Here is a 20,176-nt window from a genome sequence, read left to right as displayed (position 1 = left end):
CGCGCTCCCCTTGCCGCCGACAGGGTGCGAAGTCGAGATTCGTTTGCCTAGCCGCCGCGGGCCGCCTCGATGAAGGCACGGATGCGGCCCGGGTCCTTGACACCCGGCGCGCTCTCGAGGCCGCTCGACGCGTCCACCAGCGGGGCGCCGGTCACGCGGATCGCCTCGGCCACGTTGTCGGGATTGAGCCCGCCGGCAAGACCCCAGGGCAGTTCGTGGCGGAAGTTCGTCAGCAGCGACCAGTCAAGGGCAAGGCCGTTCCCGCCCGGCAGCACGCCAGGTGCGGCATCGTAGAGAATGCGGTCAGCTGCCCCGCGGTAGCGCAGCGTGTCGGTGAGTGTCGCCGCGCTGCGAACGCCGATCGCCTTCCACAGCTCGTGCGAGACTGCCCGCTTGAGAAGGCCCAGCCATTCGGGGGTTTCACCGCCATGGAACTGGACGATGTCAGGCCGAACGGCATCCACCGCCTGCGCGGTCGGCAGCGGCTGTTCGTTGACCAGCAGGAGAACGACCTTCGTGGTGGAGGGGACGCGCGCCCGCAGCGCGGCCCCTTGCTCCAACGTGACGTGACGCGGGGAGGGCGCATAGTGAACCAGCCCGATGTAATCGGCGCCCGCGTCCACCGCCGCGTCAACCGCTTCCGCGCTGTTGCAGCCGCATACCTTAACGAGCGGGCGGGACATCCTTACAGCGTCGCCTCGATATTGCGCGCGGCTTCCACGGGATCATCAGCGCGGCTGATCGGCCTGCCGACCACCAGCACGCTGGCACCATCATCGCGGGCCTGACGCGGCGTCACCACACGCTTCTGGTCGCCGACCCCATGCCCGGCAAGCCGCAAACCAGGAACCACGAAAAACCCATCCTTCCACTGGCCATGCACCGACTTCACTTCGTGTCCGGAGCACACGACGCCGTCGAGACCCGCGATATGCGCCAGTTCCGCCAGGCGAAGAACCTGGTCGTGCGCATTGCCCATCACCCCCGTGCGCGCAAGATCGCGTTCGTCGAGGCTGGTGAGCATGGTCACGGCAACGACCTTCGTGCCGTTTCCGGCGGCCGCCTTTGCATCTTCCATCATGGCCCGGCCGCCACTGGCGTGGACGGTGACGATGGCCGGCTCCAGGACGTGGATAGCCTGCATCGCGCCGGCGACGGTGTTGGGGATATCGTGGAACTTGAGATCGAGGAATATCGGCAGGCCGATCCGCGCGATTTCGTGCACCCCGTGGTGACCATGCGCGCAAAAGAATTCTAGCCCGAGCTTGATGCCGCCGACGTGAGCCTTGACCCGGTTCGCGAGCGCTTTCGCTTCGTCCAACCGCGGCAGGTCGAGCGCAAGGTAAACCGGATTGCTCATCCAAGTATTTCGCTGCGGGGCACCGGAGCGCCTTCGACCGGCGCGTCGGGGCGGGTCAGGGGTCGTTCAACTGGCGGGGCAGTGGGCGCCACGGCTTGCGCGCGCACCGCGTTCTCCAGCGTCGCGACCCGCCGCTGCAGCCGCCACTTGCTGCCACGATGGATCAGCCACATCGGCACCAGCCCCAGCAGGAAAGCGACAATCACGAGTGCGGGTATCTTGGTTTCCAGCACCAGATTGTCCCAGATCTGCACTTCGACCGGGCGCCAGTTGAAAAAGCTGAACGCCAGAAGGAGCGCTAGCAAGGCGGCCCAGACGATTGTGCGAACGATCTGCATGGGCGTTCTCCTTGAAGACGTAACCGTTGCTGGCCCGGTCTAGGCAAGATGGGGATTGAAGGGAAGGGCGTGCCCGTCAGGAGGGGAAGACGCGGGCGAAGATCGTGTCGACGTGGGCGAAATGATAATCGAGATCGAACTTGGCCTCGAGGTCCTCTGGCGAAAGCGCGGCGGTTACCTCGGGGTCTGCCTTCAGCAACTCGAGCAGCGACAGCGCCCCGTCGCTTTCCCATACTTTCATCGCGTTGCGCTGGACCAGGCGGTAGGCATCCTCACGGCTCACGCCGGCCTGGGTGAGCGCAAGCAGTACGCGCTGGGAGTGGACGAGACCACCCATCCGGTCGAGGTTCTTTCGCATTCTCTCCGGATAGACCAGGAGCTTGTCGATAACCCCCGTCAGCCGTGCGAGCGCGAAATCGAGCGTGATCGTCGCATCTGGCCCGATGAAGCGCTCGACCGACGAATGACTGATGTCCCGCTCGTGCCAAAGCGCGACGTTCTCCATCGCCGGGACGACCGCCGAACGGACGACACGGGCCAGGCCGGTGAGGTTCTCGGTCAGAACCGGATTGCGCTTGTGCGGCATCGCGGAACTGCCCTTTTGTCCAGGTGAGAAATATTCCTCCGCCTCGAGCACTTCGGTTCGCTGCAGGTGGCGCACTTCGATCGCCAGTCGCTCGACGCTGCTGGCGATAACCCCCAGCACGGCAAAGAACATCGCGTGGCGATCGCGCGGGATCACCTGGGTGCTGATAGGCTCGACCGCGAGGCCGAGCTTCTGGGCTACATGAGCTTCGACTGATGGATCGACGTTGGCGAACGTCCCGACGGCGCCGCTGATTGCGCAAGTCGCGATTTCCGAGCGAGCCGCCACCATGCGCTCGCGGCAGCGGGAGAACTCGGCATAAGCCTGCGCCAGCTTGAGGCCGAAGGTGACCGGTTCGGCATGAATGCCGTGGCTGCGGCCAATGGTCGGCGTGTACTTGTGTTCTTTGGCACGCCGCCTGATCGCAGCGAGTAGCTGGTCGAGATCTTCTATGAGGATGTCGCTGGCGCGTGCCAGCTGCACCGCCAGTGTCGTGTCGAGCACGTCCGAGCTTGTCATGCCCTGGTGCATGAAGCGCGCCTCGTCGCCCACCTGTTCGGCAACCCAGGTAAGGAAGGCGATTACGTCATGCTTTGTCACGGCCTCGATCGCGTCGATCGCCGCGACGTCGATCCGGGGATTGGTGTTCCACCAGGCCCACAATGCTTTCGCCGCGCTGGGCGGGACGACCCCCAGTTCGCCGAGCTTCTCGGTCGCGTGGGCTTCGATCTCGAACCAGATGCGGTAACGCGCTTCGGGCTCCCAGATCGCGGTCATCGCGGGGCGGGCATAGCGGGGGACCATTGATCGACTCCGGTGGACGGCTGCGAGCGAGCGGCTAGGGGGACGGGCCGCCGATGGCAACCCGCCTCCGCTTGGCGGGCAATGACGAGGCTAGATCAGCCCTTTCGCTTTCAGGCTCACATGCCCGGATCGGCCGACGATCACGTGATCGTGGACGACGATACCCAGCAGCCTTCCGGCTTCCGCGATACGGCGCGTGATGTCGATGTCGGCACGGCTGGGCTCCGGATTGCCGCTGGGATGGTTGTGGACAAGGATCATCGCCGTGGCTCCCACATCGAGTGCCTTGCGCACGACCTCGCGCGGATGGATCGCCGCCTCGTCCACCGACCCGTCGCCGACATGGTGATCGACGATCAGGCGATTGCGGGTGTCCAGATAGAGGACCCGGACGCGTTCGACTGTCAAATGGGCCATGTCGATCGTCAGATAGTCCAGCAGCGCCTGCCAGCTGCCAAGTACCGGTTTCGATTGCACCTCGCCGCGGGCCATTCTGCGCGCCGCGAGCGCCACTGCCTTGAGCGCCGCAGCGCCGGTCTCGCCCATTCCCGAGACCTGTTTCAGAGCGCCGGGTTCGGCATTGAGCACGGCATTGAGCGAGCCGAACCGGGCAAGGAGAGTTTTTGCGAGCGGCTTCGTGTCCCCGCGAGGGTTCGCGGCGAACAGGAGGAATTCGAGGACCTCGTAATCGGCCAGGGCCTCGGTCCCTCCGTCCAGCAGGCGCTGGCGCAGGCGTGCCCGATGGCCGGCCGGACCGGCAGCGGCTTCAGCTTGCGGCAACCTTTCCCCCCGCATCGCGTTACGTTCCGGCGCATTGCCTTTGGCAGACGGTGCGCGCAAGTGGGGGTCGATGGCGGAGGCCGACAGCGAGGTTGATGAGGCTGCGTTCGCCAGCGAGCCTGCGCGGCGGCGATGGTGGCTGCGCGTCCTGCTCGTAACTCTGCTCGTCCTCTTGGTGGCAGTGGCGGGAATTTGGTTCTCGCGCGAGCGGATCGCGGAAAACATCATCGAGCGCCAGCTGCGCCAGTACGACATACCGGCTACTTACAAGATCAGCCGGATCGGTCCCGACCGGCAGGTTCTTACCAATATCGTGGTGGGCGATCCCCGTGCGCCCGACCTTACGGTAGAGCGCGCCGAGGTCCCGATCGTCTATCGGCTGGGCACTCCCACGATCGGCCGTATCACGCTGATCCGCCCGCGTTTGTACGGTAGCTTCAGGTCAGGACAGCTCAGCTTCGGATCGCTGGACAAGGCGCTCTTCCGCAAGACCGGCAAACCCCCTGGCTTGCCCAGGCTCGATCTCCATCTTGTCGATGGAAGGGCACTTGTGAAGACCGATTTCGGCCCGGTCGGATTGAAGGCTGATGGTGCGGGCAAGCTCGACAGTGGCTTCTCCGGAATCCTTGCCGTCGCCTCCCCAAAGCTCGATGGCGGCGGGTGCTCCGCGCGAGCGACCACGTTGTTCGGCCGAGTATCAAGCAAGGACGGAAAGGCAACGATCAAGGGGCCGCTCCGGCTGGGTCGTTTATCGTGCGGAAACCGAGGGTTCGCGGTGGAGAAAGCAGCGCTCGCGCTCGACACCACGGTCGACGCGGATTTCAAGGGGCTGGAGGGCGGAGGGCGGCTGGAAACAGCACGGTTCGCAGCGGGCGGCATTCGTGCGAATGGCCTCGCAGGCACCCTGCGGGCGAATTGGCGCGCCGGAAAGCTCAACGGCCGCTACTCGCTGGCCGCCCGAGGCTTGTCGCATCCGCAGCTTCGCGCCGCACTCGTGACTGCCGAGGGGACCGTGCGGGCGCGCGACGGATTGGCCACGAGCGAATTGCAGGCGGAAGTTGTGGGGAACGGCCTGCGCGTGGGCGCGGGCCTCGACGCAGCTTTAGCCGATGCGGGAAGATCGGTGGAAGGGACGTTGCTGGGGCCTCTGCTGCAACAAGCCCGAGGGGCGCTTGCACGGGAAGGGCGCGCCAGCAGCCTGGCGGCGCGCTTCACCGCCCGTCGTACGCGGAGCGGCACGAGCTTGGTGGTACCCCAGGCGTCTTTGCGCGGGGGGAGCGGCGCCACCTTGCTCGCCTTGTCGCGCGGTCAATTGAGCCTGCCGAGGACAGGGGCGGTCCGCTTCTCGGGCAACTTTGCAACCGGGGGCGCGGGTCTCCCGCGGATTGTCGGCCGGATGGAGCAGGGCCCCGCAGGCAAGGCAGTGCTTCGCTTGCGGATGGCGCAATATCGCGCGGGATCGAGTTCGCTCGAAATACCGGAGCTCGTGGTCGCCCAGAACCCGAACGGAGCGCTCGGTTTTGCAGGCCGCGCACGTGCAAGCGGAGTGCTTCCGGGTGGATCGGCCCGAAATCTCGCCTTGCCCCTGGATGGCAACTGGTCGCCGGGAGGGGCTCTCGCGCTGTGGAGACGTTGCACGAAGATCGGATTCGACCGACTGGAGCTTGCGTCTCTCTCCCTGGACCGCCGGTCGCTGACCCTGTGTCCGAGTGCCGGACAGCCGATCCTGCGACGGGATGGTCGGGGGCTGAGGATCGCCGCCGGCGCACCGTCGCTTAACCTGTCTGGCCGGCTGGCCGACACGGCGATCCGGCTGAAGACGGGGCCGGTCGGTTTCGCTTACCCCGGCGCACTGAGCGCGCGCGCCGTGGACGTCTCGCTTGGTCCCGCCGCAACTGCCAGCAGCTTCCGGATCGCGAACCTTACCGCTACCTTCGGGCGGGAGATTGGCGGCCGGTTTGCGGATGCCGATGTGCGGTTGTACGGCGTGCCGCTCGACCTGCTGAACGCATCGGGCAACTGGCGTTACGCTGGCGGTGCGCTTTCCCTGGGCGATGGCGAATTCCGGCTGGTCGACCGCAACCAGGCCGCTCGCTTCAGCCCGCTCGTGTCGTCTGGCGCCACTCTCACCTTGCGCGACAATCTCATCCGCGCGCTCGCCACCCTGCGTGAACCCGGGACCGGTCGAGAGGTGGTCGAAGCGGCGATCTTGCACGATCTGGGCAGCGGCGTCGGCCACGCCGATCTCGCAGTGAAAGGGGTTCTCTTCGACCGGCGGCTCCAACCTTTTCAGCTGCTGCCTGCCGCCAAGGGCGTCGTGGCAAATGTTTCGGGGACGGTCCGCGGAACCGGCCGGATCGCCTGGAACGCGAGCGGGGTGAAAAGCACCGGCAGTTTCTCGAGCGACGCGCTCGATTTCGCCGCTTCCTTCGGTCCCGTGCGCGGAGCCAGCGGTACAGTCGAGTTCACCGACCTTCTCGGCCTGACAACTGCACCCGGCCAGCGCATTCGAGTCGGCTCGGTCAACCCCGGGATCGAGGTTACCGATGGCGAATTCGCGTTCTCGCTGCGCGACGGGCAGATTCTCGGCGTGGAGGGTGCGCGCTGGCCGTTCATGGGCGGCACCCTGACTCTCCGATCCACCACGCTCAACCTCGGGGTGAGCGAAGAGCGCCGTTACATCTTCGAGATCGAAGGTCTTCAGGCCGGCCAGTTCGTCGAGCAAATGGATCTCTCGAACATCAACGCTACCGGCACGTTCGACGGAACGCTGCCCATTGTGTTCGATTCATCTGGTAATGGCCGCATTGAGGGCGGACTGCTGATTGCCAGATCGCCGGGGGGCAATATCTCCTATCTCGGCGAGCTTACCCGCCGCGACCTTGGCACGATGGCAAACTTCGCCTTCGAGGCGCTACGGTCGCTCGACTACCAGCAGATGAGCGTAGGGATGGACGGCAGCCTGACCGGCGAAATCGTCACCAAAGTCCGGTTCGACGGAGTCAAGCAGGGAGCCCGCGCAAAGCGCAACTTCATCACCCGTCGCTTCGAAAACCTGCCCCTGCGCTTCAACATCAACATTCGCGCGCCGTTCTACCAGCTGATCACCTCCATCAAGGCAATGTATGATCCAGCATCGGTGCGCGATCCGCGGGACGTGGGCTTGCTTAACGCCGACGGCAGCGTCCTGCAGCGCGAGGTCACTGCGCCCCCGCCCGCGATCAAGCCTGAAGACATCATCCCCGACGTGCCGCCCGTTCAGACGTCCGAAAGCGAGAAAATGCCATGATCCGCCACGAATTGACCTGCGACAGAAGCCTTGCGAAACCTGCTGCCATGAACAGGGGTAATCGCATGGCCGGATTGGCGAAGGCAGTGCCGCTGGCGGTGGTAGCGACGGTTGCGCTGGGTGGGTGCGTCAATGTGACGGCTCCCGACAAACCCATCGTGATCGAGCTTAATGTCAACATCCGCCAGGAAGTGATTTATCGCCTGGCCGCTGAAGCGGACCGGACGATCGAGGAAAACAAGGACATCTTTTGATGAACACCGTCTGGAAGATCATCGCTGCGGCCGGGCTGGCCACGGGTATGTTGGCCGCATCGCCCGCCCTTGCGCAGCGCTCCCCCGAATACGCGGCGGCGCGTTCTGCCGGCCAGGTGGGCGAAAAGATGGACGGGTATCTCGGAGTGGTAGGCGCCGGCACCGCCGAGCTTCGCCGTCTCGTCAGCGACATCAACATCCAGCGGCGTGACAAGTACACCGAAGCGGCGAAGACGGCCAACCCGCCGGCCACGCTGGAAGAATTCGCTTTCGCCGCGGGCTGTGCAGCCATTGCCAAGACCGTCCCGGGGGAAAAGTACCAGGCTCCCGACGGAAGCTGGCAGACCCGGACCACTGCTCCGCCGTTGCGCGATAGCCGCTGCCCATAAATTTACCGGGATTCTGGTTCCAGGCATCCGCGTTGATTGACTCGGCCCATCCCTCTGCCTAAGGGGGCGGCGCACCGGTTCTGGCCCCCACTGCGGCCAGGGCCGGTTCTGTCTATATTCCAGCCGGATGCCCTTCGCGGGTATCCGCGAAGCGTAAAACGGACCGCTCGCCTTGGCCGATCAGGACGACCTCAACACCGGCGACGATCTCGATCGCCGTATCGCCGACGCCCAGGCGCGGCAGCATCATGGCGTGAGCAACGCCCAGGGGCGGGCTGAGACGCGCGGCTGGGCCATCGGCATCGAGTTCATCGGCGCCGTGCTCGTGTCGGGATTTATCGGCTGGGCTTTCGATCGCTGGGCCGGGCTGGACACCGCCCCCTGGGGCATGATCGTCATGCTGGTGCTCGGCTTCGCGGCCGGCGTGCGCCGCGCCATGAAGACGTCTGCCCAGTTCGACAGCAAGCCCGGCGACTGACAGGTAGGATAAGTTTCAATGGCAAGCCCAATGGAGCAGTTCGAGGTCGTCAAGCTGCACCCGCTCGAAGCGGGCGGCTACGACCTGTCGTTCACCAACAGCTCGCTGTGGATGGCGATCGCGATCGGCGTGATCGCCGTCTTCATGTTCGTCGGCACCGCCCGGCCGCAACTCGTTCCGGGGAGGTGGCAGGCCGCGGTCGAATACGTTTACGACTTCGTTCGAAAGATGCTCGACGAGAACGTCGGGCCCGAGGGTCGCCGTTATGCACCGCTGATCTTCGCCGTGTTCATGTTCGTTCTCGTCTGCAATCTGCTGGGGCTGCTTCCGTGGGTCGGTGCGTTTACGCCTACCAGCCACATCTCGGTAACGATCGGCCTTGCGTTCCTCGTCTTCATCGTGGTGTGCATCGTCGGGTTCTGGCGTCACGGCCTCCATTTCTTCAGTCTGTTCTGGCCCAAGGATGCGAACATCTTCCTGGGCGCGTTCGTGTTCGTGATCGAGGTGCTGAGCTTCCTGTCGCGCCCCTTCACGCTCGCTATCCGGCTTTTTGCCAACATGACCGCCGGTCACGTTCTCCTTAAGGTGTTCGGCACCTTCGTAGTCGCCCTCGGCTCTTTCAATGCGCTTCCTTATGTCTTCGGCGTCCTGCCGCTGGCAGTGAACGTCGCTTTGACGGCGCTCGAAGTGCTGATCGCGGTCGTCCAGGCTTACGTTTTCGCTCTTCTCGCGTCGCTCTACCTGAATGACGCGGTGAATCTCCACTAAGGGCCACGCTGGCCCCGGTTTACTGAACTACGCATAGGAAAGGTTTCGAAATGGACGTTGCATCGGCAAAGGTTATCGGCGCGGGTCTGGCTGCTATCGGCGCGGGTCTCGCCGCGATCGGCGTGGGCGCGATCTTCGGCAACTACCTCAACGGCGCGCTGCGCAACCCCAGCGCCGACGCGCAGATGGGTGGCCGCCTGATCTTCGGCTTCGCCGTGACGGAAGCGCTCGGCCTGATCGCGGCGGTGGTCGCGCTGGCTCTCGCGTTCAGCTGATCCATTCGTTTGCCGGAGCTTGCGCGCTGGTCGCGTGGGCTCCGGCGACACAATCTCGCGAATAACGGGCGGCTCCAATGCCACAGTTCGATTTCGGCAATGTGTTCATTCCGCAGCTGTTCTGGCTGGCGGTGTTTTTCGTCGTGCTCTATTTCGGCATCGTCCGCCTGACGCTGCCGCGGCTGGGCAAGGTGATGGACGAGCGCATGACGAAGATCGACAGCGATCTCGCCACGGCCAAGGCGGCGAAGGACGCCGCTGACGAGCTGGCCGAGCAGAACCGGATCGAGCGCGAAGCCAACCGTGAGACTGCCCGCGTCGCGCTGGCCCAGGCCGCCGCAACGGCGGCTGCCGCTCGTGAACAGCGCCTTGCTGCTGCAGACGAGCAGACAGGCGCCACGATCGCCGCGGCTGAGGCGCGCATCGCCGAGGCTCGCAACAGCGCTCGCGCGTCGCTGCGCGATGTCGCTGCGGACAATGCCCGGGCCATCGTAAGCAAGCTTACCGGCAGCGAGCCTACCATCGACGAGGCCGCGAGCGCGGTCGAAGTGTCGCTGGCCCGCGGCTGACAGGACGGAAAAGATGAGCGCACTTCCCTCAATCGTCGAGGAACAGCCCGCAGGGCATACCGAGGTGGCCGGTCACGAAGAGCCCACCTTGTTGGGCCTCGGTGCCGAAGGCTGGGTTTATTTCAGCGTGACCATCTTCTTTCTGCTGGCGATCTTCGTTGCGAAGGCGCCGCAGAAGATTGCCGCTGCGCTCGATTCCCAGATCGCGGAAAAGCGGCGCAATCTCGATGAGGCCGCGCGCATCCGTGCGGAAGCGCAGGCGCTCCTCGAAGACGCCAAGGCACAGCATGCCCAGAGCGTGCAGGAAGCGGCCGCCATGCTCGAGCATGCGAAGACCGAAGCAGCGCAGATCCTGGCCCAGGCGGATGCCGACACGGCGCAGCTCATCGAGCGCCGCGCGTCGGTGGCCGAGTCCAAGATCGGGGCTGCCGAGCGTGCCGCGGTTGACGATTTGCGCCGCGAGGCTGCCGGGCTCGCCACAGCTGCGGCCCGCGAGCTGATTGCCAGGCGACACGGCGCATCCGCCGACCGGCAGTTGGCCGACGACATCATCGCCCGGATCTGATCTTCGGAACATTGCCGCGGGTTCGGACGCTTCTCCGGTATTAACCGGAGGAAGACATGGCCCTGAGCGCGATCGAGATAAACTGTTCTCTCAAGAAGAGTAGCGGCGAGCCAAGCTCGACCGACGCGATGCTGGACCTTCTGAGAAGGCACTTCAGGCACAACGGCGTAAACTTCGGTGAGCGTCTGCGGATAGCCGACCACAATGTCGTTCCCGGTGTGACTTCGGACGAGGGGGAAGGGGACGACTGGCCGGCGCTCCGCGAGAAGATACTCGCTCATGACATCCTCGTGTTCGGTGGCCCCATCTGGATGGGACAGATCGGGTCGATCGCGAAGCGCGTGCTCGAGCGGATGGACGCTTTCCTGAGCGAGACCGACCAGAACGGGCGAATGCCGAGCTTCTCCAAGGTCGCAGTCGCCGCGATCGTGGGCAATGAGGACGGGGCGCACTGGTCCACCTCGCAGCTGTTTCAGGCCCTGAACGACGTCGGATGGACGATCCCGGCAAACGCTGCCTGTTACTGGGTTGGCGAGGCAATGGGCTCGACCGACTTCAGGGAACTCAAGCAGACGCCCAAGAAAGTAGAGGAAACGGCCAAGATGGTAGCTGCCAATGCCGCCCATCTCGCGCGGTTGCTGAAGAACAGCCCTTATCCAGGCGCATAGGGTTCCAGGACCACCTTTCCGACCAACCGGCCAGCCTCCATCGCGCCGAAGGCTTCGCGCCACGATGCGAGCGGGAGGGTGCGGTCGATGACCGGCTTGATCTCGCCTGCGCTCGCCAGCCGCGCGACTTCCCGGGCAATCCGCGCCCCGCGCTCCGGAAAGCGGCGAGCATATTCGCCTGCGCGCACCCCGACGACAGAGAAGCCCTTGATGAGGGGTATGTTTACCGCGATCTCCGGGATTCGCCCGGCAACGAACCCGACCACGAGCAACTTCCCGCCGAAGGCAACGCAACGCGTGCTTTCGTCGAAAACGTCTCCCCCGACCGGGTCGAACACCAGCTCACACAAATGTCCTCCCGTCAGCTCCGCGGCCTGCTCGCGGAACCGGCCTTGGTTCACGATGACCGCATCAGGCAATACCGCGTTGCGGATGCGATCCGCTTTGGTCCGGTCGTGAGTGGCCGCGATCACTCGCGCTCCCAATGCGCGGGCGAGATCGCACGCGGCGAGCCCAACCCCGCCGCTGGCGCCATGCACCAGAACCCACTGGCCGGCCTCCAAACCCCCGAGTTCGACTAGCCCGGTCCAGGCGGTCGTATACGCCGCGCCGAGAGCGGCGCCGGACGCATAGTCGAGCCCATCGGGAATGGGGCGCAAGGATCGTTCGGGAACCGCAGCGATCTCCGCGAAGGCGCCCGTCTTCGCTCCGCCCATGACGCCCGCGCCGATGCCAAACCTGCTCCCGGGGTCGGCTTCAATCACTTCCCCTGCGAGCTCCATTCCCGAAGTGAACGGCACCTCCGGTTTGAACTGGTAGCCGCCACGCGTCATCAGCAGGTCGGGGTAGTTGAGCGAGGCGGCGCGCACCCGCACCAGAACCTCGCCAGGCCCGCGTTCGGGCCGGGGCACATCCGCCAGCTCGACGCCGGAGAAATCATCGGACAGCCGCTCGACGCGCAGCGCCCGCATCGCGGTCAGAACTCGTCCTTGGCCTTGCGTAGCGCAGCGAAAGTCTCGTGGGGAGAGTTACCGCCCCATCGTTCCCGCAGATCGTCGTTGTCGGCGCGCAGGAACGGGTTGGTGACGAGTTCCCGCTCAAGCTTGGTCGGGACGGTCGGCTCATTACGTCCGCGACGCTCCTCGATCTCACGGACGTAGGCCTGAAGATCGGCGTTGTTGGGGTCGGCATGGAGCGCGAACTTCGCGTTCGACTGGGTGTACTCATGGGCGCAGTAGAGCATCGTTCGCGGCGGCAGCCCGCGCAGCCGCTCCAGGCTCGCCCAGAACTGGTCGGCGGTGCCCTCGAACATCCGGCCGCAACCCAGCGCGAACACGCTATCGCCCACGAAGGCGGTCTCGTCTTCGGGGAGGTGATACGCGATGTGCCCGTTAGTGTGTCCGCCCACGTCGATCACGCGCGCCTCGTGATCCCCGAGCATGACAGTGTCGCCATCGCTCACCACGCGGTCAATCGCCGAAATCCGCTCGACTTCGGCCGGGGCAATGATCGTGCAGCCGGTGGCCGCCTTGATCGCCGCGTTGCCGCCGGCGTGGTCCGGATGCCAGTGTGTGTTCCAGATCTGGGTGATCTGCCAGCCCTTCGCCGCGGCTTCGCGCAAATAGGCGTCCGCATCGGGCGTATCGATGCAGACGGTTTCCTGGCTCACCGGGTCGTGGACGAGGAAACCGTAGTTGTCGGACAGGCAGGGGAACTGATGGATCTCAAGCATAGGGCCTAGCTAGGCTCTCTTGCCCCAGTAGGAAAGGCCCGCCTGCTCGGGTGAGCGGGCGGGCCTTCCCTTTGCCTGTCAGTCTGGCGGAGAGACTATTCCGCCTGCTTCTTGAGCGCTTCGCCGAGGATGTCGCCCAGCGAGGCACCCGAATCGGACGAACCGTACTGCTCGACAGCCTGCTTCTCTTCCGAGATCTGGCGCGCCTTGACCGAGAAGTTCGGCTTCTTGGAACGGTCGAAGCCGATCACCATCGCATCGAGCTTGCTGCCGACCTGGAAGCGGTCGGGGCGCTGCTCGTCGCGGTCGCGGCCGAGGTCGCTGCGCTTGATGAAGCCCGTCGCGCCGTCGTCGCCGACCTGCACTTCGAGGCCGCCATCACGCACTTCGAGCACGGTCACGGTGACGATGTCGTTCTTCTTCAGGCTTCCGGCCGAGGCGGTGCCGCCGGCAGTCGGCGCGCCCTTTTCGAGCTGCTTCATGCCGAGGCTGATGCGCTCCTTCTCGACATCGACGTCGAGCACGATCGCCTTGACCTCTTCGCCCTTGCGGTGAAGCGCCAGCGCGTCCTCGCCCGAGATGCCCCAGGCGATGTCCGACATGTGGACCATGCCGTCGACGTCGCCGGGCAGGCCGATGAACAGGCCGAACTCGGTCGCGTTCTTGACTTCACCCTCGACGACCGAGCCGACGGGGTGCTTGTCCGCGAAATCGGCCCAGGGGTTGCCCTGCGCCTGCTTGAGACCAAGGCTGATACGGCGCTTGTCGCTATCGACCTCGAGCACGACCACGTCGACTTCCTGCGAAGTCGAGACGATCTTGCCGGGGTGGACGTTCTTCTTGGTCCAGCTCATTTCCGAAACGTGGACCAGGCCTTCGATGCCGGGCTCGATCTCGACGAACGCGCCGTATTCGGTGATGTTGGTCACCGTGCCCTTCATCTTCATGCCGACCGGGTACTTGGCGGCGACGCCATCCCACGGGTCGCTTTCGAGCTGCTTCATGCCGAGGCTGATGCGCTGCGTATCGGGATTGATGCGGACGATCTGCACCTTCACCGTGTCGCCGATGTTGATCACTTCGCTCGGGTGGTTGACCCGCTTGTAGCTCATGTCGGTGACGTGGAGCAGGCCGTCGATGCCGCCGAGGTCCACGAACGCACCGTAATCGGTGATGTTCTTGACCACGCCGTCCATGATCTGGCCTTCGGTCAGCTTGTCGATCAGCTCGCTGCGCTGTTCGGCGCGGGTCTCTTCGAGCACCGCGCGGCGCGACACGACGATGTTGCCGCGGCGGCGGTCCATCTTCAGGATCTGGAACGGCTGCGGCATGTCCATCAGCGGGCCGACATCGCGCACCGGGCGGATATCGACCTGGCTGCCGGGGAGGAAGGCCACGGCGCCGTCGAGGTCGACGGTGAAGCCGCCCTTGACGCGGCCGAAGATGCGGCCGTCGACGCGCTTGCCTTCGCCGAATTCGCTTTCCAGCTTGTCCCACGCGGCTTCGCGGCGGGCGCGGTCGCGGCTGAGCATCGCTTCGCCGTCGCTGTTCTCGACGCGGTCGACGAACACTTCGACTTCCGAGCCGACGGTCAGGCCGTGGTCGGCGCCTTCGCCTTCGCCGCGGGCAAATTCCTTGAGCGCAACGCGCCCTTCGCTCTTAAGGCCGACGTCGATCACGGCCATGCCGTTCTCGATCGCGGTCACGGTGCCCTTGACGACGCGGCCTTCGAAGCCTTCTTCGCCGGCGCCGCCGAGCTGTTCGTTGAGCAGCGCCTCGAAATCGGCGCGAGTGGGATTGGCAGTGGATGCCATAGGATCAGGATTCCTGTTCACATTTTGCTACCGGCCACCGGTTTTACCGGGGTCTTTCCCGCCGGCCGCGCACCATTGCGCGCCCATCCGGGGCAAGAGGGCCGTTTCCTCGTGCCGCCCCATGCGCCACGAAGGTCCTGTCGAGCAGTGCTGTTCGGCCAAAGCTGTAGGGACGGCGCGCGCATAGTCGCAACAGTCGCCGAAAGCAAGCGAAACAGCAGGCCGTGGACCGCGCACCCGGGCCGGAAAAGGAACTTGTATTCGGGCCTTTCACACTCGGCAAACGGCCCGTTTCGGGCGTCCCCTTTGTCACCTTCCGATCTGGTCCGGTGAGCGTGCGGTTGGGGGGAAGCGGCCATGTGACGCATCGGCCAGCGTATGACGCACGGACGCCTTGTAGGAAAGCTAGGATCGCTAAGTGCGGCGGGCGGCTTCGACTGCCTCTATGGCAGCGGCGGTCGCCTGCTCTCGGGTCATGGCGGAATTGTCGATCACGAACGCGCCTTCGGCCACCCGCAGGGGCGCGTCGGCGCGGTTGGAATCGCGCTCGTCGCGGCGGCGGATGTCGGCGGCGATATCGCTCAGGGCGACCTCAATGCCGGCGTCGCGCATTTCCTTCCATCGCCGCTCGGCGCGCGCTTCGACGCTGGCGGTGACGAACAGCTTCACATCAGCATCCGGCGCGATGACGGTGCCGATGTCGCGCCCGTCGAGTACCGCTCCGCCGGCTTGCGTAGCGAAGACGCGCTGGCGCTCGAAAAGCGCCTGGCGAACCGCGGGGTGGACCGAAACGCGGCTCGCGAGCCCGCCGGTTTCTTCGCTTCGAAGGTGCGGATCGTGAAGCAGCAGATCGGGAAAGCTCGTCGCGGCGAGCGCGTCGCCGCCATCGTCCGGGTCGCCCCCGTCAAGGAATACCTGGCGTCCGACAGCACGGTAAAGCAAGCCCGTATCCAGGTGCGGCAAGCCGAAATGCGCTGCAAGAGCGCGGGCGATCGTGCCTTTGCCGGACGCGGTCGGGCCGTCGACCGCGATGATCATCGCGCCGCCCCTTTCCGGCGCAATGCCTTGACCAGTCCATAGATCGCGATCGCTGCCCAGAAGCCCTCGAGAACGAGGCTCGGCAGGTTCGTGTGGACCAGCAGCGATACCGTGAGCAGCGCCGCGCCTGCCAGGTTGGTCCCGTGGAGCACGAACGGATTGGGTGCCGGACTCCAGGTCAGATATGCATAAGCCGCGATGATGCAGGCCATGCCGGCGAAGCCGACGAGGGTATGGATGTCGGTCATCGGGTGGCCTGTTCGAGTAGCGTGGTGAATGCCGGAAAGCTGGTGGCGATCGGGCGGGTGTCGTCGATTTCCACCCCCGCGCGCGAGACGAGGCCGGCGATCGCCATGCTCATCGCGATGCGGTGGTCGAGGTGGGTGCGGATGGGATTATCGGCTGTTCCGCTCAGCGGCTCGCCAGCGGTTCCGTCGATGATCAGGCCATCGGCTGTTTCCTCGACCCGCGCGCCAGCGGCGACGAGCGCCTCCGCCATGACCGAAAGCCGGTCGCTTTCCTTGACCCGCAGTTCGTCCAGCCCGCGGGTGACGGTTCGCCCGTTTGCCAGGGCAGCCGCGACGAACAGGATCGGAAACTCATCGATCATGCTCGGCGCGACGGCCGGGTCCACTTCGATGCCTTTAAGGGGAGAGTGACGCACGCGCAGATCGGCCACGGGTTCTCCGCCTACGCCGCGCAAGGCGAGTTCCTCGATATCCGCGCCCATTTCGCGAAGTACCGAAACGATGCCGGCTCGGGTGGGATTGAGGCCGACGTTCTCGATGGTAAGGTCGCTTCCTTCAACCAATGTCGCGGCGACGATGAAGAATGCGGCCGAGCTTGGATCGCCCGGCACCTCGATCGCCTGCGGGCGCAAATCCGCCTCGCCGCGCACGCGGATTACGCGCTCGTCGTCCGCCTCTTCGACCTCGAGGTCGGCGCCGAAGCCGCGCAGCATCCGCTCCGAATGATCGCGGGTGGCGACCGGTTCGATTACGGTGGTGATCCCCGCGGTATTGAGCCCGGCCAGCAGCACCGCGCTCTTCACCTGGGCGCTGGCAACCGGCAGCCGGTACTCGATCGGAACCGGCACGCTGGCGCCTGTCATCATCAGTGGCAGGCGTCCTCCGGGAGAAGGTGTGAACGAGGCTCCGATGCGGCTCAAAGGCTCGATCACCCGGCCCATCGGGCGGCGTGACAGGCTCGCGTCCCCGGTGAACGCCGCCGTGATCGCGTGGCTGGCTACCAACCCCATCAACAGACGGGTCGAGGTGCCCGAATTGCCCATCTCGAGCGCAGCAGCGGGTTGCAGAAGGCCGCCGACTCCGACGCCTTGAATGCGCCATTCCTCGCCCACTTTGTCGATACTCGCGCCCATCGCCTGCATGGCAGCGGCGGTGGCCATCACGTCCTCGCCTTCAAGCAGGCCGGTAACGCGCGTCTCGCCGACCGCGAGCGCGCCCAGCATGACCGCCCGGTGGCTGATCGACTTGTCTCCCGGCACGCGCACACGCCCGCGCAAGGGACCGGCGGGCGCGAAGCGGCGGGGGAGGGGCGATGTGGCGGGGGCGGTCATAGATGCTCTGGGCGCGCGGCTTTTGACAGCGGGGGTGGCCTATGGCAAGGCGCGCCCGCTCTTGATTCCGGTGCGCCGGTTACCCATCAAGTCTCCCATATTTTCGCCTGCCCACGACCGGGCGGGCAAGCCGAGGAATTGCAATGGTCAAGCCTGAATGGGGTGCCAAGCGCCAGTGCCCCAAGTGCGGTACGCGCTTCTACGATCTGGGCAAGGACGACCCGGTGGCCTGCATCGAATGCGGCGAGCAATGGACGCCCGAACCGGTCCTGAAGTCCAAGCAGCCGATTCCGTTCGAGGAAGAGAAGAAGAAGGACGTCGAAGCCGATTCCGACCTGGGCGGTGACGACCTGGAGGACATCGACGTCGACGACGACGAGGATTCGCCCGACAACGACGTCGATCTCGGCGGCGACGACGACCTCGGCGTGGCGACCTCAGGCGACGACGACGAAGACGATAGCTAATTGACGCTTGCCAAGCGCGGGCCGCGTCCATAAAGGGCGCGACCTGCCGCTTCGGCGGAAGATTACCGCCAGCCTCCCAGGGTTGGCATCAGCAGTGGCAAGGGGCCTTAGCTCAGCTGGGAGAGCGCCTGCATGGCATGCAGGAGGTCAGCGGTTCGATCCCGCTAGGCTCCACCATTGCACCGTCTTTTGGCCCGGGCTGGGCTGCAAATGGCGGATACGAGCGCTTCCGGTGCTCACGGACATTAAGTCCGCTGCGCGCCGGGTCACTCGCCTCCACCATTTTCGCCTGCAGCCCAAACCGAAATCCGGCGCAATGGACAACTGGATCAAAGTCGGGCCTCTCGTTGAGATCCGCACGCTGGCCGACGAGGTTTCGTCCGCCGGCGTTTTTCGCATTTGGCGGGAAACCGCCGGTCTTGAGGTAGCGCATGTTCGATAACCTGTCCGATCGCCTGGGCAACGTGTTCGACCGCCTGCGCGGTCGCGGTGCGCTGAACGAAGCGGACGTGCGCGAGGCCATGCGCGAGATCCGCGTCGCGCTGCTCGAGGCGGACGTGGCGCTGCCGGTGGCGCGCCGGTTCATCGACGCGGTTACCGAAAAGGCGATTGGGCAGGACGTGTTGCGCTCGGTCACGCCGGGCCAGCAGGTCGTCAAGATCGTCCACGACGAGCTGGTCGAGATGCTTGGCGGTGCGGCCGAAGACGGTGGCAGCGCGCAGGCCGAAGGGCTGAACCTCAACGCCAGGCCGCCGGTCGTGGTGATGATGGTCGGCCTCCAGGGCTCGGGCAAGACGACCACCACCGCCAAGCTCGCCAAGTATATCCGCGAAAAGCATGGCAAGAAGGCGCTGATGGCCTCGCTCGACGTCGCGCGGCCCGCGGCGCAGGAGCAGCTCGCGGTGCTCGGCACCCAGGTGGATGTTGCGACCCTGCCGATCCTCCAGGGCCAGCAGCCGGTCGACATAGCCCGTCGCGCCCTTGAATCGGCGCGGTTGCAGAACATCGACGTGCTGCTGCTCGACACCGCCGGCCGCCTCCACGTCGACCAGGCGCTGATGGAGGAGATGAAGGCGGTCGCCGGCGTCTCCGCGCCAACCGAAGTGCTGCTGGTGGTCGATGCGCTGACGGGCCAGGACGCGGTCAACGTGGCCCAATCGTTTTCGGGCGAGGTGCCGCTCACCGGCGTGATCCTGACCCGCATGGACGGCGACGCGCGCGGCGGTGCGGCGCTGTCGATGCGTCATGTCACCGGCAAGCCGATCAAGTTCGCCGGCACGGGCGAAAAGCTCGACGCGCTCGAGGCGTTCCACCCGGGCCGCGTGGCCGACCGCATCCTGGGCATGGGCGACGTCGTCAGCCTGGTCGAGCGGGCCGCGCAGACGATCAAGGAAGAAGACGCCGAGGCGCTCGCCAGGCGCATGGCCAAGGGCCAGTTCGACCTGAACGACCTGCGCATGCAGCTCAAGCAGATGCAGAACATGGGCGGCATCGGCATGCTGGCTGGCATGCTGCCCGGCATGAAGAAGGCCAAGGCGGCGATGGCGCAGTCCGGCGTCGACGACAAGGTGCTGGTCCACATGGACGCGGTCATTTCCTCCATGACGCCGAAGGAACGCGCCCGGCCCGAACTGATGAATGCCAGGCGCAAGAAGCGCGTGGCCGCCGGTGCCGGTCTCGACGTGCAGGACGTCAACAAGCTGCTGAAGATGCACCAGGAAATGGCCCGCGCGATGAAGCAGATCCGCAAGATGGGCGGCTTCAAGGGACTCGCCGCCGCCTTCGGGAAGGGCGGCCTCGGTGGGGCGCTTGGCGGCATGGGGGGCGGGGGGTCGGCTCCTCCGGCTCTGCCCGGACTGGGGAGCGGGGCACTGCCCGCGAACCTGCAGGATTTGATGAAAAAGAAGTAGTTAGAATAGCTTAGACTGGAAAGGTAAGACACATGGCAATTGCAATCCGGCTGTCGCGCGGTGGCGCGAAGAAGCGGCCCTACTATCGCATCGTGGTGGCCGACAGCCGCTCGGCGCGCGACGGCAAGTATCTGGAGCAGATCGGCACCTACAACCCGCTTCTGCCCAAGGACAGCGAGGAGCGCGTCAAGCTCAACGCAGACCGCGCGAAGCACTGGCTCTCGGTCGGCGCGCAGCCCTCGGACCGCGTGGCCCGCTTCCTCGACGCCGCTGGCGTTCGTGAGCGCGCCGCCCGCAACAATCCGAAAAAGGGTGAGCCCGGCGAGAACGCCAAGACTCGCGCCGAAGAGCGTGCCGAAAAGGCCCGCGAGGCCGAGGAAGCCGCTGCCGCTGCCGCCGCTGCTCCGGCTGAGGAAGCTCCCGCCGAGGAAGCTCCCGCCGAGGAAGCTCCCGCTGAAGCCCCTGTGGCCGAGGAAGCTGCCGCCGGCGATACCGCGGAAGCCTGAGGTCACG

The 20,176-nt window shown here is 65.5% G+C and carries 23 protein-coding genes and 1 tRNA gene; 13 read left to right on the top strand and 11 right to left on the bottom strand.

Translation table 11 applies throughout. The features are described from left to right. Positions 1-47: 47 nt before the first annotated feature. From IEW58_RS07375 to radC, 5 genes are all read right to left on the bottom strand, one after another. Positions 48-683: a phosphoribosylanthranilate isomerase gene (locus IEW58_RS07375; protein ID WP_188644539.1), complete on the bottom strand. Its 636-nt coding sequence runs from the start codon at positions 681-683 to the stop codon at positions 48-50. Positions 684-685: 2 nt separating this feature from the next. Beyond that, positions 686-1,360, bottom strand: a complete 675-nt coding sequence (gene pyrF, locus IEW58_RS07370; RefSeq protein WP_188644538.1) for an orotidine-5'-phosphate decarboxylase — start codon at positions 1,358-1,360, stop codon at positions 686-688. After that, positions 1,357-1,698: a DUF1049 domain-containing protein gene (locus tag IEW58_RS07365; protein ID WP_188644537.1), complete on the bottom strand. Its 342-nt coding sequence runs from the start codon at positions 1,696-1,698 to the stop codon at positions 1,357-1,359. The genes pyrF and IEW58_RS07365 overlap by 4 nt, the downstream gene beginning before the upstream one ends. A 76-nt stretch (positions 1,699-1,774) precedes the next feature. Then, positions 1,775-3,088: an adenylosuccinate lyase gene (gene purB / locus IEW58_RS07360; RefSeq protein WP_188644536.1), complete on the bottom strand. Its 1,314-nt coding sequence runs from the start codon at positions 3,086-3,088 to the stop codon at positions 1,775-1,777. A 90-nt stretch (positions 3,089-3,178) separates the two neighbouring features. After that, positions 3,179-3,883, bottom strand: a complete 705-nt coding sequence (radC, locus tag IEW58_RS07355; RefSeq protein WP_188644535.1) for a RadC family protein — start codon at positions 3,881-3,883, stop codon at positions 3,179-3,181. A gap of 55 nt (positions 3,884-3,938) precedes the next feature. Between radC and IEW58_RS07350 the strand changes: the two genes are divergently transcribed. The 9 genes from IEW58_RS07350 to IEW58_RS07310 all read left to right on the top strand — a co-directional run bounded on the left by IEW58_RS07350 (position 3,939) and on the right by IEW58_RS07310 (position 11,123). Then, on the top strand, positions 3,939-7,157 hold the full coding sequence (locus IEW58_RS07350) for an intermembrane phospholipid transport YdbH family protein (RefSeq protein ID WP_188644534.1): 3,219 nt from the start codon (positions 3,939-3,941) through the stop codon (positions 7,155-7,157). Then, complete coding sequence (locus tag IEW58_RS07345) at positions 7,154-7,411, top strand: YnbE family lipoprotein (protein ID WP_229658484.1); 258 nt, start codon at positions 7,154-7,156, stop codon at positions 7,409-7,411. Before IEW58_RS07350 ends, IEW58_RS07345 begins: the two co-directional genes overlap by 4 nt. Then, on the top strand, positions 7,411-7,800 hold the full coding sequence (locus IEW58_RS07340) for a YdbL family probable chaperone protein (protein ID WP_188644533.1): 390 nt from the start codon (positions 7,411-7,413) through the stop codon (positions 7,798-7,800). The genes IEW58_RS07345 and IEW58_RS07340 overlap by 1 nt, the downstream gene beginning before the upstream one ends. Positions 7,801-7,972: 172 nt before the next feature. Beyond that, a complete protein-coding gene (locus IEW58_RS07335; RefSeq protein WP_188644532.1) occupies positions 7,973-8,278 on the top strand; it encodes an AtpZ/AtpI family protein in 306 nt (101 codons plus the stop codon). An 18-nt stretch (positions 8,279-8,296) separates the two neighbouring features. Further along, the gene (locus IEW58_RS07330) at positions 8,297-9,046 is read left to right on the top strand and encodes a F0F1 ATP synthase subunit A (RefSeq protein WP_188644531.1); all 750 of its coding nucleotides are present in this window, start codon (positions 8,297-8,299) and stop codon (positions 9,044-9,046) included. Positions 9,047-9,096: 50 nt separating this feature from the next. Next, a complete protein-coding gene (locus IEW58_RS07325) occupies positions 9,097-9,321 on the top strand; it encodes a F0F1 ATP synthase subunit C (RefSeq protein ID WP_160609703.1) in 225 nt (74 codons plus the stop codon). A 77-nt stretch (positions 9,322-9,398) separates the two neighbouring features. Next, positions 9,399-9,890, top strand: a complete 492-nt coding sequence (locus tag IEW58_RS07320; RefSeq protein WP_188644530.1) for a F0F1 ATP synthase subunit B — start codon at positions 9,399-9,401, stop codon at positions 9,888-9,890. Between the two features lie 13 nt (positions 9,891-9,903). Next, complete coding sequence (locus IEW58_RS07315; RefSeq protein WP_188644529.1) at positions 9,904-10,455, top strand: F0F1 ATP synthase subunit B family protein; 552 nt, start codon at positions 9,904-9,906, stop codon at positions 10,453-10,455. Between the two features lie 56 nt (positions 10,456-10,511). Continuing rightward, positions 10,512-11,123 (top strand): flavodoxin family protein, encoded by a 612-nt coding sequence (locus tag IEW58_RS07310; protein ID WP_188644528.1) that lies wholly within the window; start codon positions 10,512-10,514, stop codon positions 11,121-11,123. Here the strand turns inward: IEW58_RS07310 and IEW58_RS07305 are convergent. From IEW58_RS07305 to aroA, 6 genes are all read right to left on the bottom strand, one after another. After that, a complete protein-coding gene (locus IEW58_RS07305; RefSeq protein ID WP_188644527.1) occupies positions 11,108-12,094 on the bottom strand; it encodes an NADPH:quinone oxidoreductase family protein in 987 nt (328 codons plus the stop codon). The genes IEW58_RS07310 and IEW58_RS07305 overlap by 16 nt on opposite strands. A gap of 5 nt (positions 12,095-12,099) precedes the next feature. Further along, positions 12,100-12,855: a hydroxyacylglutathione hydrolase gene (gloB, locus tag IEW58_RS07300; RefSeq protein ID WP_188644526.1), complete on the bottom strand. Its 756-nt coding sequence runs from the start codon at positions 12,853-12,855 to the stop codon at positions 12,100-12,102. 95 nt (positions 12,856-12,950) lie between these two features. Then, positions 12,951-14,669 carry a 30S ribosomal protein S1 gene (gene rpsA / locus IEW58_RS07295; RefSeq protein ID WP_188644525.1) on the bottom strand — a complete coding sequence of 573 codons (1,719 nt, stop codon included), beginning with the start codon at positions 14,667-14,669 and terminating at the stop codon, positions 12,951-12,953. Between the two features lie 414 nt (positions 14,670-15,083). After that, positions 15,084-15,707, bottom strand: coding sequence for a (d)CMP kinase (locus IEW58_RS07290; RefSeq protein WP_188644524.1), 624 nt, complete (start codon positions 15,705-15,707; stop codon positions 15,084-15,086). Continuing rightward, positions 15,704-15,955, bottom strand: a complete 252-nt coding sequence (locus IEW58_RS07285) for a CBU_0592 family membrane protein (protein ID WP_188644523.1) — start codon at positions 15,953-15,955, stop codon at positions 15,704-15,706. Before IEW58_RS07285 ends, IEW58_RS07290 begins: the two co-directional genes overlap by 4 nt. Then, the gene (gene aroA / locus IEW58_RS07280) at positions 15,952-17,286 is read right to left on the bottom strand and encodes a 3-phosphoshikimate 1-carboxyvinyltransferase (protein WP_188644522.1); all 1,335 of its coding nucleotides are present in this window, start codon (positions 17,284-17,286) and stop codon (positions 15,952-15,954) included. The genes IEW58_RS07285 and aroA overlap by 4 nt, the downstream gene beginning before the upstream one ends. Before the next feature lie 143 nt (positions 17,287-17,429). Here aroA and IEW58_RS07275 point away from each other — a divergent pair, with 143 nt between their 5' ends. The 4 genes from IEW58_RS07275 to rpsP all read left to right on the top strand — a co-directional run bounded on the left by IEW58_RS07275 (position 17,430) and on the right by rpsP (position 20,169). After that, complete coding sequence (locus IEW58_RS07275) at positions 17,430-17,753, top strand: TIGR02300 family protein (RefSeq protein WP_188644521.1); 324 nt, start codon at positions 17,430-17,432, stop codon at positions 17,751-17,753. A gap of 101 nt (positions 17,754-17,854) precedes the next feature. Then, a tRNA-Ala gene (locus IEW58_RS07270) sits at positions 17,855-17,930 on the top strand. 254 nt (positions 17,931-18,184) lie between these two features. Beyond that, on the top strand, positions 18,185-19,663 hold the full coding sequence (gene ffh / locus IEW58_RS07265; protein ID WP_188644520.1) for a signal recognition particle protein: 1,479 nt from the start codon (positions 18,185-18,187) through the stop codon (positions 19,661-19,663). Between the two features lie 32 nt (positions 19,664-19,695). Beyond that, complete coding sequence (gene rpsP, locus IEW58_RS07260; RefSeq protein ID WP_188644519.1) at positions 19,696-20,169, top strand: 30S ribosomal protein S16; 474 nt, start codon at positions 19,696-19,698, stop codon at positions 20,167-20,169. Positions 20,170-20,176: the final 7 nt, after the last annotated feature.

The organism is Tsuneonella deserti (assembly GCF_014644315.1).
Classification (GTDB): Bacteria; Pseudomonadota; Alphaproteobacteria; order Sphingomonadales; family Sphingomonadaceae; genus Tsuneonella; species Tsuneonella deserti.
This window is presented reverse-complemented; position numbering and strand designations above follow the sequence as displayed.